Origin of the sequence: Xenorhabdus budapestensis (genome assembly GCF_017743015.1) — a bacterium.
GTDB classification, from domain to species: Bacteria; Pseudomonadota; Gammaproteobacteria; order Enterobacterales; family Enterobacteriaceae; genus Xenorhabdus; species Xenorhabdus budapestensis.
Genome location: NZ_CP072455.1, coordinates 3,552,986 through 3,568,961, shown reverse-complemented (window position 1 = coordinate 3,568,961; position 15,976 = coordinate 3,552,986). Strand labels below are relative to the sequence as shown.

10 protein-coding genes and 3 pseudogenes are annotated in these 15,976 nt (G+C 43.5%); 3 read left to right on the top strand and 10 right to left on the bottom strand.

Features of this window, described 5'->3' with window-relative positions; all coding sequences use genetic code 11:
• Positions 1 to 40 precede the first annotated feature (40 nt).
• Positions 41 to 439: a hypothetical protein gene (locus tag HGO23_RS15705; RefSeq protein ID WP_099136330.1), complete on the top strand. Its 399-nt coding sequence runs from the start codon at positions 41 to 43 to the stop codon at positions 437 to 439.
• A gap of 253 nt (positions 440 to 692) precedes the next feature.
• Here HGO23_RS15705 and mutH read toward each other — a convergent pair whose 3' ends face one another.
• Together mutH and HGO23_RS19995 are read right to left on the bottom strand one after the other, a co-directional pair.
• The gene (gene mutH, locus HGO23_RS15700; protein WP_209027209.1) at positions 693 to 1,382 is read right to left on the bottom strand and encodes a DNA mismatch repair endonuclease MutH; all 690 of its coding nucleotides are present in this window, start codon (positions 1,380 to 1,382) and stop codon (positions 693 to 695) included.
• Positions 1,383 to 2,050: 668 nt separating this feature from the next.
• Positions 2,051 to 2,141 (bottom strand): annotated as a pseudogene (locus tag HGO23_RS19995) (hypothetical protein); the annotation flags it as partial.
• Between the two features lie 195 nt (positions 2,142 to 2,336).
• On the opposite strand from HGO23_RS19995, the pseudogene HGO23_RS15690 reads away from it, so the two are divergent.
• Positions 2,337 to 3,012: pseudogene (locus HGO23_RS15690) on the top strand (IS6 family transposase).
• Between the two features lie 40 nt (positions 3,013 to 3,052).
• On the opposite strand, the pseudogene HGO23_RS15685 reads toward HGO23_RS15690, so the two are convergent.
• The 4 genes and pseudogenes from HGO23_RS15685 to acnB form a co-directional block, all read right to left on the bottom strand.
• Positions 3,053 to 3,322: pseudogene (locus HGO23_RS15685) on the bottom strand (LysE family transporter); the annotation flags it as partial.
• Between the two features lie 224 nt (positions 3,323 to 3,546).
• Entirely contained in the window at positions 3,547 to 4,419 is an 873-nt protein-coding gene (gene mscS / locus HGO23_RS15680; protein WP_099136371.1) for a small-conductance mechanosensitive channel MscS, read from the bottom strand.
• A 168-nt stretch (positions 4,420 to 4,587) separates the two neighbouring features.
• A complete protein-coding gene (locus tag HGO23_RS15675) occupies positions 4,588 to 4,953 on the bottom strand; it encodes a YacL family protein (RefSeq protein ID WP_099136370.1) in 366 nt (121 codons plus the stop codon).
• 158 nt (positions 4,954 to 5,111) lie between these two features.
• On the bottom strand, positions 5,112 to 7,709 hold the full coding sequence (gene acnB, locus HGO23_RS15670) for a bifunctional aconitate hydratase 2/2-methylisocitrate dehydratase (protein ID WP_209027208.1): 2,598 nt from the start codon (positions 7,707 to 7,709) through the stop codon (positions 5,112 to 5,114).
• Between the two features lie 353 nt (positions 7,710 to 8,062).
• On the opposite strand from acnB, the gene HGO23_RS15665 reads away from it, so the two are divergent.
• Entirely contained in the window at positions 8,063 to 8,710 is a 648-nt protein-coding gene (locus HGO23_RS15665) for a GNAT family N-acetyltransferase (RefSeq protein WP_209027207.1), read from the top strand.
• A 64-nt stretch (positions 8,711 to 8,774) separates the two neighbouring features.
• Here the strand turns inward: HGO23_RS15665 and lpdA are convergent, their stop codons facing one another.
• The 4 genes from lpdA to pdhR form a co-directional block, all read right to left on the bottom strand.
• A complete protein-coding gene (gene lpdA, locus HGO23_RS15660) occupies positions 8,775 to 10,202 on the bottom strand; it encodes a dihydrolipoyl dehydrogenase (RefSeq protein WP_099136367.1) in 1,428 nt (475 codons plus the stop codon).
• 201 nt (positions 10,203 to 10,403) lie between these two features.
• Positions 10,404 to 11,993: a pyruvate dehydrogenase complex dihydrolipoyllysine-residue acetyltransferase gene (gene aceF / locus HGO23_RS15655; RefSeq protein WP_209027206.1), complete on the bottom strand. Its 1,590-nt coding sequence runs from the start codon at positions 11,991 to 11,993 to the stop codon at positions 10,404 to 10,406.
• A gap of 13 nt (positions 11,994 to 12,006) precedes the next feature.
• Positions 12,007 to 14,670: a pyruvate dehydrogenase (acetyl-transferring), homodimeric type gene (gene aceE / locus HGO23_RS15650; protein WP_099136365.1), complete on the bottom strand. Its 2,664-nt coding sequence runs from the start codon at positions 14,668 to 14,670 to the stop codon at positions 12,007 to 12,009.
• Between the two features lie 241 nt (positions 14,671 to 14,911).
• The gene (pdhR, locus tag HGO23_RS15645; protein WP_099136364.1) at positions 14,912 to 15,676 is read right to left on the bottom strand and encodes a pyruvate dehydrogenase complex transcriptional repressor PdhR; all 765 of its coding nucleotides are present in this window, start codon (positions 15,674 to 15,676) and stop codon (positions 14,912 to 14,914) included.
• Positions 15,677 to 15,976 lie beyond the last annotated feature (300 nt).

The window sequence follows — 15,976 nt, the reverse complement described above, 5'->3', positions numbered from 1 at the left end:
GAGTGATTGTTTAGATGGTGAAATAAACAGGGGAGTTATTGTGATTGAGACAAGTGAAATTGTATTTTATCAGCAATCTAATTTTATTATCAGCCTGAGCTTGATAGATACCACTGATGCTAAGGACGGTAATTATGTGATGATGATTGAAGCAGAAGGTATTAATCATTTGAAGGTTTCTTCGGTTAAGACCGGAAATGAAATCAGGTATGCCCACATTCCTTCAATAGCGAGTAGTAATCGAATCACTTGTTCTATTTATATTCAGGACAGGGATAATGGTAGTTATCCTCTGGTTGGAACTATCTATGTTCACTACCATCCATCTTCGGGACATATTGATATTACTGAAATCAAGATATCTCCAAACTCTCTGCTCGACTTAGTTATTGATCAAGTGGATAACACTAAATTTCATTTTATACTGAGAAAAAGGTAATGAATTTGGTTTATTATGCCGAAAGTTAAGCAAGGTGGTCATACCCAGGCCACCGCAGGATTACAATAAATCAGACAAAAAATAATTATGCCATTGTGAATTTAGCGGCAGTTTCTGGTCTTAGCGTATCCATAAATACGAATGGAGCTATATTAAATCTAAGTCAATACGGAATTATGGAAGAACGATATTGGGTATGATTATTAACTGTTTTATCCCCTTCGTTTTTCAAGTTGTAGTTTTGTTGGCTGCGTTAATCAGATCCTACGAAAAAATGACGGGCCAATAATGGTGCTGTAAAACTTTTCTTTAAATAGAAACCGCGGGGAAGTGTCATAATTGGTTGACCATGTTCACCAATAGCTTCTGTTAATGCCCGGCTATTTGCCGCCTTCGGGCGTAATTGGAGTACTTCACCATAACGGGCGGTAATATTCTCAACTTTACCTAATACAATTAAATCCATTAACTCTTCCCAATCACATCTTAGTAGTTCTTCTTCAACCAAATTTGGGCTCCAGAGGAGTGGAGAACCAATACGACGTTCAGAAAGTGGAATTTCTCTTTCTCCTTCAACAGGCACCCATAGAACACGTGACAATTTGCGTCTGACATGGCAATTTTCCCATGTGATACCACTGTTTCCGGTTAAAGGCGCGACACAGACAAAGGTTGTTTCCAGAGGTGTACCTTTTCTGTCCACCGGGATTGTTTTCAATTCAACACCGATATGTTCGAAATCCTGCTCAGGTTTACTGCCCGCATTTGCGCCCAGATAATATTCAAGCAACATACCTACCCAACCTTTATCACGTTTCAAATTAGGTGGTATAGGGAGATTAGCTTGTGCGGCTAGCTCTCCCATGCTTAAACCTGCCAGAGATTGGGCACGTTCGAGTAATTGCTGTTCATTTTCTGGTGGTACCGGCGGTATGAATTGCATGTTTATAAGATATATTTAATGATGTTCAAAAAATGAACACATGGTTGTGGAAGTTCATTATAAGTTTATTAGTATACTGATTGACTTGATAATAGCATGATATAAAAGATTTTTTCACGTGTATTTTCAGTATTAAAAATAGACTCATTATTATTGTTCACCTATTCCCAGTGATAATAAACAGGATCTTACACCATGTTATCCACAGATTTATGGGATAAGTAGTAAAAAGTGGGATTACTGGTTTGATTTACAGCCTTATCAAAGGTAGTTTTCTACAAAAATAAGCAATTTTTGTTTAACTAAAAGGCATATCCTGTGGATAAATTCACCATTGGTTGATCTTTGCTCAGTGAGAGAAGCGCGAGAAATTGTGATGTATCGCACAGGTTGTGAAAAAGGGAGATATAAACATTAACGTAATGAAAAATAATAGGTATTTATTTAATCTTATAAGACATTGTAAAATGCGAAAGAAAATTATACCTGTCTTACCCCTGACTTTTTCACATACATATCCACAGAAAAAGTGAATAAAATTATCATTGTCAGACTATAATTGTTTATAACTTTGGCTTTTTCTGTGAATTATCCTTTCAGAGGTGTAAGCCATGCAGATTTAAAGTCAAACCATCCAAAAGTGTTCATTTTTACCTCTCTCATACTATCGGCGAGTGTCTGTAGGGTGGTTTCAGGGTTTTTATCCTGATAGTGCTGCCACAAATGGATGAATTGTTGCTGCAAGCGAAGGTTCAGCATAAAAGAGGAACTCCACTGATTTTATCATCAATTTTTATTTCCTTATATTAAACCGATAATAAATCAGATTTAAAGTCATTTATAAGTAGAAAATTCACTTACTAACTCCCGATTTTTTGAGTAATGGTATTTTAGGTTCTGTCGCATTAAGCGGTCATCAGGTAAGCTCCCCTGTTTTTGAGCGAGTCCAGAACGATGTCCCTGATCCGAAACGCGTTTAAACGCCTCCATTATCCTGTCGATATCATGGCCCAATGTGTTCGTTGGTATCTGGCCTACGCCCTGAGCCTGCGCAATCTCGAGGAAATGATGGCGGAGCGGGGGATTGAGGTTGACCACGCTACCATCTCCCGCTGGGTTCATCGACTGGTTCCACTGATTGTCAAACGTTACCGACGCCGGATGCCTGCGGTTGGCGGCCGCTGGCGAATGGATGAAACCGATATCAAAATTAAAGGCCAGTGGCGCTATCTTTACCGGGCGGTGGATTCGGCCGGCAATACGGTAGACTTCCTGTTGACCGCCAACCGGGATGCCGATGCCGCCCGTCGCTTTTTCAACAAGGGCATTCGTCAACACGGACGACCGGGGGTCGTGACCCTCGATAAAAGCGGGGCCAACAAAGCGGCGCTGGCTGGCCTCAATGCGGGCAAGCCGAAGAAAAATCGTATCAAAATTCGGCAAAGCAAATACCTGAATAACCTGATAGAGCAGGATCATCGGCGGATTAAACGGCGTATCCGCCTGATGCTGGGGACAGACCCTGCTGGCGGGCATAGAATTGCTTTGCATGCTCAGCAAAGGTCAGTATGTGCAACAGTACGGGATCTCGATTTCTCCCGCAGAATACTTCTATCTGCTGCTCGCCTAAAAAATAATCACCGCAATTTTTGCTAATTTGCCGTCGTTAATGCGACAGAACCTCCCCATCCGTACCATAGCAAAAATGCAACGCCTCCCCATGTCACAGCTTGCAGCAGAAACGCTGACTGCCCAAGCAAGGCACTACCACCAAAGACTCCTGCCATGATAAGAATAATGTCACTGACAGAACATAATGCTGCACTCATCAAATGAAACCGTTTTTTACTACCCTGCTGCATCACAAAAACATTTTGTGGTCCAAGTGGAATAATCATCGCAGCACTGAGAAAAAAGCCCTGAATCAATGTTGAAAACATGCCAAAAATTCCTAATATTTATTCAATCAGATAAGTTCTATCTGCATATTAGGAAAATTCATTCATTAGTAGAAATGAATATTTCTTATCTATCATTAAAGAAACTTATTGAGCAATTAAAAGGTATTGGAAGAAATAGAGCAGAAAGAGTGACACGCCCAAGCTATTTAAGCAGTGCTGACTTAGTGTGAGAGTACTTCTATTTCTCACACCAAGTATATTGATTATTGATCCGTTTTCTTCTGTAGAGCAACTTGCTGTTGATGCAGATAAACATCCATTTGTGGGAAAGGAATACCAATATTGTGTTTATCCAAAGCTCGTTTGAAGTTTTCCATCAGATCCCAGTAAACGCTCCAAGCATCTCCATTAGTTGTCCACACACGCACAATAAAATTGAGTGATGAGGGTGCCATTTCATGCAACCGAATAGTGACACCTTTCTCATGCTGAATGCGCTTATCAGCTTTGATGACGTCACCCAACACTTTCTTTACTTCATCAATATCAGCGTCATAAGCTACACCGACCATTATCTGAGTACGGCGGTTTGGTTCACGGCTGGTATTGATAATATTGTCCGCAATAATCTTTCCGTTAGGGATCACAATAATACGATCATCCGTAGTACGTAATGTTGTGGAGAAAATTTGTACTTGGACAACCGTTCCTTCTACTGCACCAATAATGACATATTCACCAGTACGGAGTGGACGGAAAATTACCAACAACACACCAGCGGCAAAGTTTGACAGTGAACCCTGTAATGCCAGACCGACAGCCAAACCTGCGGCACCAATAACGGCAATCACAGAGGCGGTCTGAACACCTAATTTTCCAAGCACTGCAACAATAGTAAACGCGATGATGGCATAACGAATTATTGCTGACAAAAAGTCAGAAATAGTCGCATCAATACCACGTAGCGTCATGATTCGTTTCACTGCTTTATTTGCCAGTTTGGCAACAGCCAAACCTACAATCAGAATTAAAATGGCAAACACAATATTCACTGCATATTGGATAAGTAGATTTTGATTACTGACAAGCCAATTAGCTGCCTTACCAATCTCACCTGATAGATTGATCTCTTCCATAAAAGCCTACCTTTTTTGTTGGAACCTGCCGGGAAGAATCTCTTAACAGCATAGGTTCCTGTTTATAAATAAAAAGTCAATACGATGTCACACAAATACGTCACACAAAAGTGATGAAATATCGATTATGGCAGAAAGCTGCCATTGGTTGAACATAAACACTTACCTTTAATTGTTTTGCAAAACAAAATCTCTGTAAATGACCAACATATCGATAAAATCATCTGTACCGCAAAGTGCCAGGCTCTCATTATCATAGTAGCTCATACCCTCTTCCAGCATCTCTGTATCAAACTGGAGTTGATTAGCTCTGATCATAATTTCTTCTTCACTCATTAACAGTGTGTATTCATGACCGTTCAATTGCCACTGACGTTCGCTACCTTTTATATCCGTCAATGCTGAAATTATTTTATCTAGAACCCTCAAATCGCCTTTCACTTCCTCATTCAACCAGTGACCAATAGCTTCATGATCCATTGAGAAATTTGTTATCACCTGACCAGTGACATCCTGCATAAATTCATATTCCATCACATACCTCCACATTTTTGTTATATCAGCCACATCTGGATTTTAAACATTTCCGATTTCCACCTCAGAGGCTGTCCACAAACTGACACAAAATTTGCCACAAAAAACAGACATAAAAAAGGGAGGCCTCCGCCTCCCATGTCTTTGCAATATATTTTTTACACAGCAGTTTGGAAGATCACATCATCTGCTTTTTCGGTATATTGGTTCAATTGATCAAAATTGAGATAACGATAAGTATCTGCCGCTGTTTCATCAACCTTAGCCATGAATTGCAGATACTCTTCTGGCTTTGGCAGACGACCTAGCAATGCAGCCACAGCAGCCAACTCCGCAGATGCCAGATATACATTGGCTCCCGCGCCTAAACGGTTTGGGAAGTTACGCGTAGAAGTGGATACCACCGTCGCTTCATCTGCAACCCGAGCCTGATTTCCCATACACAGTGAACAACCAGGGATCTCAATACGCGCCCCACTCTTACCAAAGACACTGTAATAGCCCTCTTCTGTCAGTTGAGCAGCATCCATTTTCGTTGGAGGAGCAACCCACAGGCGGGTCGGTAACTGGCCTTTATGTTGATCCAGTAACTTACCAGCCGCACGGAAATGACCAATATTCGTCATGCAAGAGCCGATAAATACTTCATCAATTTTATTGTTGGCAACTTCTGATAACAGGCGAGCATCATCCGGATCATTTGGTGCACACAAAATAGGCTCTTTGATGTCATCCAAATTAATTTCAATCACTGCTGCATATTCTGCATCTGCATCTGCTTCCAGTAATTGTGAATCTTTCAACCAATTTTCCATACCGATGATACGGCGCTCTAATGTCCGGCGATCACCATAACCTTCTGCAATCATCCATTTCAGCAATACAACATTGGATTGCAGATATTCAATGATCGGTGCTTTATCCAGTTTGATCGTACAGCCTGCTGCGGAACGTTCTGCGGATGCATCTGCCAACTCAAATGCCTGCTCAACTTTGAGTTCCGGCAAACCTTCAATTTCCAGAATGCGGCCAGAGAAAATATTTTTCTTACCTTTTTTCTCTACAGTCAACAAACCTTGCTGAATCGCGTAGTAAGGAATTGCATGAACCAGATCACGTAAGGTTATACCTGGTTGCATTTTGCCTTTAAAACGAACTAATACAGACTCAGGCATATCCAACGGCATAACCCCCGTCGCAGCGGCAAATGCCACTAACCCAGAACCCGCCGGGAAAGAGATACCGATAGGGAAACGAGTATGAGAATCGCCACCTGTACCTACAGTGTCCGGCAATAACATACGGTTTAACCATGAGTGGATAATTCCATCTCCCGGACGCAGGGATACACCACCACGGTTCATGATGAAATCAGGCAAAGTATGATGAGTCGTCACATCAACAGGTTTTGGATAAGCCGCTGTATGGCAGAATGACTGCATAACCAGATCTGCCGAGAAACCAAGGCAAGCCAAATCCTTCAATTCATCACGAGTCATTGGGCCAGTGGTGTCCTGAGAGCCGACAGAAGTCATCTTCGGTTCACAGTATTCTCCCGGACGGATCCCAGTAGTACCACAAGCACGGCCAACCATTTTCTGTGCCAGCGAGAAACCACGACTGCTCTTCTCAACCGCTTTTGCCTGACGGAAAATATCACTGTGTGGCAATCCTAAAGATTCACGAGCTTTAGCTGTCAGACCACGGCCGATAATTAATGGAATTCGACCGCCTGCGCGTACTTCATCAATCAGTACATCAGTTTTCAGTTCAAACGTCGCCAACACTTCATTAGTATTGTGATGACGAATTTCACCTTTATAAGGGTAGATATCAATAACATCACCCATATTGAGTTTGGAAACATCTACCTCAATCGGCAATGCGCCTGCATCTTCCATTGTGTTAAAAAAGATTGGTGCAATCTTTCCACCCAATACAACACCAGCGCCACGTTTGTTTGGCACAAACGGGATATCTTCCCCCATAAACCACAATACGGAGTTTGTAGCAGATTTACGGGAAGAGCCTGTACCCACTACATCCCCTACATACGCCAGAGGATGGCCTTTTTTATTGAGTTCTTCAATTTGCTTGATTGGGCCAACGGCACCCGCCTGATCAGGCTCGATACCTTCACGGGCGTTTTTCAACATTGCCAGGGCATGTAATGGAATATCTGGACGTGACCACGCATCTGGTGCAGGAGAAAGATCATCGGTGTTAGTTTCACCGGTGACTTTAAAGACAGTAATTGTAATTTTTTCTGCCAGTTCAGGGCGTTCCAGGAACCATTCCGCATCTGCCCATGACTGGATAATTTGTTGAGCATGTGGATTACCTGCTTTCGCTTTTTCTTCCACATCATAGAAACTGTCAAACATCAGCAAAGTATGGGATAACCCCTTCACTGCAATTGGAGCCAATTTTTCATCATCGAGAGCGTCAATCAAAGCATGAATATTGTACCCACCCTGCATGGTTCCTAATAACTCAATGGCTTTTTCCCGCGTAACAAGTGGTGAAGTTGTTTCACCCTTAGCGATCGCAGCAAGGAAACCAGCTTTTACATAGGCCGCCTCATCAACACCGGGGGGAACACGGTTTGTCAGCAGGTCTAACAGAAAATTTTCTTCACCTTGAGTTGGGTTCTTTAGTAATTCGACCAGCGCGGCTGCTTGAGCTGCGTCTAATGGCTTAGGGACGATGCCTTGCGCTGCACGTTCGGCTACGTGCTTGCGGTATTCTTCTAGCACGACTTACTCCTCGCTCTCATTGTCATTTTATATGCCCGGCTGTCTGCATCCGGTAACGATCACCATGAAATGACCATCAAGGATGCCAGGTCAGAGGATTTTGCTCACATAACACTAATAAAATTATGCCGAGCTTCGAGCAATTAGCATACCAAAATTTGAATGGTATGTTAATTCATTCACATAAAATCAACATTGGACCGTGATAAGATTCTGGATATATGAGCTTAAAAGGTGTATTAAAGTACTAAATGCTGTTTGTTGCTATTTTAGCCTAAAAAAGCAATAAATACCGTCAGGCAATAGTAAAAAATACCAAATGTTACACAAAATGCGTCGTCATGGAGGATATTATGCCAAATATCCCAATAAGAAATGATATACCATCTACTTCTCATTTAAGCCCCATCCTTGAAGAAAGAAGTTATCCCGATTATAAAACGATTATCAAAGAAGTTTCCAAAGAAGGCATGATATCAGCACTGAACGGGTTAAAGCGAAATGAGGCTTTGGCTCACCCCGATATGAGAAGACACCAATCATTTATTAACACGGCAAATTCAATAAACAATATTTATACTAATGCAAGTATCGGAGGAAATATAAATACGCATCGTTATTTTGTCTGTTTTTGTGCTCCTGAACCGGTTGGCATCATGATATTCATTCCAGCATCGTCAGTAATTTCATACGATACCGCTGATCTAATAGGATATATATTGACCTATCCCGGCGGTCAAGGATATGGAAGTTTACTGATTGAACATGCGGTGAATTTTTCCATTTCGTTAAATCATTCAGGCATATTGAAACTCTACGCTGAGCGCTATGCCATACCGATTTATCAACGATTATGTTTTGTATTTACAGGCAATTCTAATTTTGGAGCCGTTGAAATGCGTTTGGACCCTAGAATAAGCAATCGCTGGAGTGTTATCCCTAATGGCTATCGATTAACTAAATCCCGCTCTTTATTTAATTGGCAATGCCATATATTGTAAGTAACGGCTCCCATCTTTGGAAGCCGTTTAATATCTTTGCTAACCTACTGCAAAGTATAAAGAATTATTTCTTTTTCTTCGCCTTAGGGTTTGGCAAGTCAGTGATGCTGCCTTCGTACATTTCCGCAGCCATACCGATTGATTCATACAGTGTTGGGTGAGCATGAACAGTCAGAGCAATATCTTCTGCATCACAACCCATTTCGATAGCCAGACCAATTTCACCCAGCAGTTCGCCACCGTTAGTACCAACAACAGCACCACCGATAATACGATTGGTTTCTTTATCGAAAATCAGTTTAGTCATACCATCTGAACAGTCAGATGCGATCGCACGACCAGAAGCAGCCCATGGGAAAGTCGCAGTTTCGTAACTGATGCCCTTCTCTTTTGCTTCTTTCTCAGTCAAACCAACCCATGCAACTTCTGGTTCAGTGTACGCGATAGATGGAATAACTTTTGGATCGAAGTAATGTTTTTTACCAGAGATAACTTCTGCTGCAACATGACCTTCATGAACACCTTTGTGTGCCAACATTGGCTGACCAACGACATCACCGATAGCGAAGATATGAGGTACGTTAGTGCGCATTTGCTTATCAACATGGATAAAACCACGGTCATCTACAGCAACACCCGCTTTGCCAGCATCGATCAGTTTACCGTTTGGTACACGGCCGATAGCAACCAGAACCGCATCATATCGCTGAGGTTCTGCTGGTGCTTTTTTACCTTCCATTGTCACGTAGATGCCATCTTCTTTAGCTTCTACAGCGGTCACTTTAGTTTCCAGCATCAGGTTGAATTTCTTGCTGACACGCTTAGTGAACACTTTAACAACGTCTTTGTCCGCAGCAGGAATAACCTGATCGAACATTTCCACCACGTCGATCTGAGAACCCAGAGCGTGGTAAACAGTACCCATTTCCAGGCCGATAATACCCCCGCCCATAACCAACAAGCGTCCCGGAACAGTTTTCAGTTCCAGTGCATCGGTAGAATCCCATACGCGAGGGTCATCATGTGGAATGAATGGCAGTTGAATTGGGCGTGAACCCGCTGCGATAATGGCATTATCAAAATTAATCGTTGTTGTGCCGTTCCCGCCTTCTACTACCAGAGTGTTAGCACCTGTAAATTTACCAACACCGTTAACAACGTTAACTTTACGGCCCTTAGCCATGCCGCCCAGACCACCTGTCAACTGGGAAATAACTTTTTCTTTCCAGAGACGGATTTTATCAATATCAGTTTGTGGCTCACCAAACACGATACCGTGTTGTGACAGCGCTTTTGCTTCTTCAATCACTTTTGCAACGTGAAGCAATGCTTTAGATGGGATACAACCCACATTAAGGCAAACACCACCTAGAGTAGAGTAGCGCTCAACCAGAACGGTATCCAAACCTAAATCTGCACAACGGAAAGCAGCAGAATACCCTGCCGGGCCTGCTCCAAGCACCACTACCTGGGCTTTAATTTCAGTACTCATCATGACCTCTTAATTATTTGTCCGGCGGGTCAGACGAAAAAAACATATTCCACCGGGACGTACACACCGCGAGCAGTTTACAGAATTGTAAATAACCTGAAAAGCGCGTAAACGTGACAGAAATCGCAACCTGCCAGATGCAAGTATAAAATACCTGTCACGATCATAATTATTAGGCCGGCATATTTACCGGCCTTCGCATTACATCACCAGATGGCGAATATCGCTCATCAATTGATTAATGTAAGTGATGAAACGAGCACCATCTGCACCATCGATCACACGGTGGTCGAAAGACAGAGACATAGGCAGAATCAGACGAGGAACGAATTCCTTGCCATTCCAGACCGGCTTCATAGAAGAACGGGACAGCCCCATAATTGCCACTTCTGGTGCGTTCACGATTGGTGCAAAACCAGTTGTACCGATACCACCCAGGCTTGAGATAGTAAAGCAACCACCCTGCATATCGGAAGCAGTCAGCTTACCAGCACGCGCTTTCTTAGATACTTCTGCCAGTTCTCTTGATAGTTCAACGATGCCTTTCTTATTAACATCTTTGAATACAGGAACAACCAGACCGTTAGGTGTATCAACCGCGATACCGATGTTAACGTATTTTTTCAGGATCAGCTTCTGGCCATCTTCGGAGATAGAGCTGTTAAAGCGAGGCATTGCTTCCAGTGCTTTCGCAGCCGCTTTCATAACGAATACCAGCGGAGTGATCTTCACGCCAAGCTGTTTCTTCTCAGCTTCTTTGTTCTGTTGCTTACGGAATTCTTCAACCTCAGTGATATCCGCTTCATCGAACAGGTTAACGTGAGGGATCATTACCCAGTTACGGCTCAGGTTAGCACCGGAGATTTTCTGGATACGGCTCATTTCAACTTCTTCGATTTCACCAAACTTGCTGAAATCAACTTTCGGCCAAGGCAGCATACCCGGCAGACCACCACCCGCAGGTGCTGCTTCTGCACGTTTGATTGCATCTTTCACGTAAGCCTGAACATCTTCACGCAAGATACGACCTTTACGGCCCGTCCCTTTTACTTTAGCCAGATTTACGCCAAATTCACGTGCCAGACGACGAATAACTGGAGTCGCATGAACGTAAGCATCGTTTTCTGCAAACTCACTTTTGCCTTCTGCTGGCTGGCTGGTTACTGGCGTTGGTGCTGCTTTCGCAGATTCCGCCGCAGGAGCCGGAGTCGCTGCTGGAGCTGCCGCAGGTGCTGTATCGGCAACTTCGAATACCATAATCAGGGAGCCGGTTTTTACTTTATCGCCAGCTGCGATTTTGATCTCTTTCACTGTACCCGCAAATGGAGCCGGAACTTCCATAGAAGCCTTATCACCTTCAACGGTGATCAGTGACTGCTCTTCAGTGATGGCGTCACCGACTTTTACCATGATTTCGGTAACTTCAACTTCATCACCACCGATATCTGGTACAGCAACTTCTTTGCTTTCAGCCGCTACAAACGCCGCTGCTGTAGCCGCTACAAGCGCTACTGCCGGAGCCTCTTCCTGCTGTACTGGTGCAGCTTCTGCTACACCAGTTGCGGATTCAAAAATCATGATCAGTTTGTCGGTTTCAACTTTATCGCCAACCGCAACTTTGATTTCTTTAACCACCCCCGCCTGTGGAGATGGAACTTCCATGGAGGCCTTATCACCTTCAACAGTGATCAGTGACTGTTCTGTTTCTACTGTGTCACCAACGTTCACCAGAATCTCGGTAACTTCAACTTCATCTGCACCAATATCAGGTACGTTAATTTCGATAGACATTAATCTTTACCTCTTATGCCAGACGTGGGTTAACTTTTTCTGGATTGATGTTGTATTTTTTGATTGCTTCTTCAACCACTTTCACATCAACTTTGCCACGTTTAGCCAATTCACCCAGAGCAGCAACGACCACGTAAGAAGCATCAACTTCAAAGTGATGACGCAGGTTTTCACGACTGTCAGAACGACCGAAACCGTCAGTACCCAATACGCGGAATTCACTTGCTGGTACGAAGTTACGAACCTGCTCAGCAAACAGCTTCATGTAGTCAGTAGAAGCGACTGCCGGTGCGTCGTTCATGATCTGAGCAATGTAAGGAATGCGTGGTTCTTCTGATGGATGCAGCATGTTCCAGCGCTCACAATCCTGACCATCGCGAGCCAGTTCAGTGAAGGAAGTTACGCTGTAAACGTCAGCACCAATATCATACTCGTCAGACAGGATCTTAGCTGCTTCACGAACGTGACGCAGGATAGAACCAGAGCCCAGCAACTGAACTTTACCTTTTGCGCCTTCCATGCATTCCAGCTTGTAGATACCTTTACGGATACCTTCTTCAGCGCCTTCAGGCATTGCTGGCATGTGGTAGTTTTCGTTCAGGGTAGTAATGTAATAGTAGATATTTTCTTGTTTTTCACCATACATACGCTCCAAACCATCATGCATGATGACAGCTACTTCATAAGCGAACGCTGGATCGTAAGAGATACAGTTAGGGATAGTCAGAGACTGAATATGGCTGTGACCATCTTCGTGCTGTAAACCTTCACCGTTCAGCGTTGTACGGCCAGAAGTACCACCGATCAGGAAACCACGAGCCTGCTGGTCACCCGCGGCCCAACACAGATCACCGATACGCTGGAATCCGAACATGGAGTAGTAGATGTAGAACGGGATCATTGGCAGATTGTTGGTACTGTATGAAGTTGCAGCAGCCAGCCAGGATGACGCAGCACCCAGCTCATTGATACCTTCTTGCAAGATCTGGCCTTTAGAATCTTCTTTATAGTACGCAACCTGCTCACGGTCTTGCGGAGTATACTGCTGACCATTCGGGCTGTAGATACCGATCTGACGGAATAGACCTTCCATACCGAAAGTACGTGCTTCATCAGCAATGATTGGAACCAGACGATCTTTGATCGACTTATTCTTCAGCATGATATTCAGTGCACGAACGAAAGCGATAGTGGTAGAAATTTCTTTAGATTGTTCTTCCAGCAGAGAGCTGAAATCTTCCAGAACTGGGATATCCAGTTTTTCGTCGAAGTTAACACGACGGCTTGGCAGGTAACCACCCAGTGCATTACGACGCTCATGCAGATATTTAGATTCTTCAGAGTCTTTGTCGAAAGTCACGTATGGCAGGTTTTCAATTTGCTCATCAGATACAGGCACATTGAAACGATCACGGAACTGACGAACGCCTTCCATGTTCATTTTCTTAACCTGGTGAGCAATGTTTTTACCTTCAGCGGTATCACCCATGCCGTAACCCTTGATAGTCTGAGCCAGAATTACAGTTGGTTTACCTGTAGTTTTCTGCGCTTTTTTCAGTGCAGCGAAAACTTTCTTAGGATCGTGACCACCACGGTTCAGAGCCCAGATTTCGTCATCAGTCATGTCTTTGACCAATTCCGCAGTTTCTGGGTAACGGCCGAAGAAGTGCTCACGAACATACGCGCCATTTTTGGACTTGAATGTCTGGTAGTCGCCATCCAGAGTTTCATTCATCAGTTGAACCAGTTTACCGCTGGTATCTTTACGCAGCAGTGCATCCCAACGCTCACCCCACAGGACTTTCAGTACTTGCCAGCCAGCACCGTCGAAAATGCCTTCCAGTTCATTAACAATTTTACCGTTACCGGTTACTGGACCATCAAGACGTTGCAGGTTACAGTTGATGATGAAGACTAGGTTGTCCAGCTTTTCTCGAGTTGCGATAGTGATCGCACCTTTGGATTCTGGCTCATCCATCTCGCCATCACCCAGGAAAGCATAGACAGTTTGTTTAGAAGTATCTTTCAGGCCACGGTGTTCCAGATATTTCAGGAATTTAGCCTGATAGATAGCAGAAATTGGCCCCAGACCCATTGAAACAGTCGGGAACTGCCAGAAATCAGGCATCAATTTTGGATGTGGGTAAGAAGACAAACCATTACCGCCAATTTCCTGACGGAAATTGTTCATCTGCTCTTCAGTCAAACGACCTTCAAGGAATGCACGTGCATAAACGCCTGGAGAAATGTGACCCTGGAAGTAAACCAAGTCGCCACCATCATTCTCATTACGAGCACGGAAGAAGTGGTTAAAACAAACTTCATAAACAGTAGCGGAAGACTGGAATGAAGCCATGTGACCACCCAGTTCTAGATCTTTCTTGGATGCACGCAGAACGGTCATGATCGCATTCCAGCGAATAGCAGAACGAATGCGACGCTCCAAATCCAGATTACCAGGGTAAGCCGGCTCATCCTCAACCGGAATAGTGTTGATGTAATCACGGTTTGCAGTACCAGCCGCAACGTTAACGCCACCTTTACGTGCTTCGTTCAAAACCTGATCAATCAAGAATTGAGCGCGTTCAACACCTTCTTCACGGATGACCGATTCGATCGCCTGTAACCAATCGCGAGTTTCGATCGGATCCACGTCATTTTTCAAAATATCTGACATGGTGTGTTCCTTATCTGTTATCTATTTCTAATGGTTGTTTTGGAGCCTATCTTCTGGTCATACCCTTTGACATTCAGTCAGTCATGACCGGAAGATAGGCCCTGCTATATGTTGCCGCTAAAACCCTTAAATAAAGAGCTAACGACTGTACAGACGCAGCAGCCAGGATCTGTACAGTCAAGTTTAGAATCTATCCCATTTGGGAGTTGTATTAATCCATGACGACCCGGGGGATAGGCTCTTAGTCCTGATGTTGTTGGAGCCGTCTTAGTGAGCGCTCACGACGAGTATGCTCACGAGTCAGATCCAATAAAACTTCTTCTATAAAAGACAAATGGCGATATGAAGCTTCACGAGCTTTTTCCGGCTCTCTCGCCATTATTGCGTGAAAAATATCTGCCCTATGGTTACTCACTGCCGCCAGCATTTCTTTACGGGTATAAATGAATTCGAAATTACGCCGGATATTCTGTTCCAGCATCGGGATCATACAACGCAATAAATGCAGCAATACCACGTTATGGGCTGCTTCTGTGACAACGAGTTGATATTGCAGGACAGCATCTGATTCCGCATTGATATCCCCGCTTTGTTGTGCTTCTTGGATAGCAAAGTGATTTTTCTCAATACGTTTAAAATCTTCATCCGTTCCCCTGAGAGCAGCGTAATAAGCTGCAATACCTTCCAGCGCATGGCGCGCTTCCAGGAGATCAAATTGTGATTCTTGATTCTCTGCAATAAGTTGGGCGAGTGGATCACTGAAACTTTGCCAGAGATTATTCTGTACAAACGTTCCTCCACCCTGACGACGGAAAAGAAAACCTTTAGCTTCCAGTTTTTGGATGGCTTCGCGTAATGAAGGGCGTGATACTTCGAACTGCTTCGCCAGTTCACGCTCAGGCGGAAGTTTTTCTCCAGGACGTAATGAGCCTTCGAGAATGAGGTGTTCAAGACGTTGCTCAATCACATCTGATAACTTTGGTTGGCGAATTTTGCTATAAGCCATATTTGCTGTAAGCCATTCAGTAAGTAAACGTTACTTTCGAACTATTTCTATGTGAATTAGTTATTTGAACTATGCCCTGTTTGGCAGGGTATTCAGACTAACTTCCAGACAATCAACCTCATTCAATTGACTTCATTTAGTCGTAGTCGGGATTTAGTCAATTGGTAATACCAATTTAGAATACAGGCCATAAAGTAACAAAGTATTGATTAGCTGTCTATAAAGACCTTGGGCTAAATCATAAAAACCTGCAAATTTTAACAAATTATTTTAATTTTTATCAGAAAATTATAACTAAAC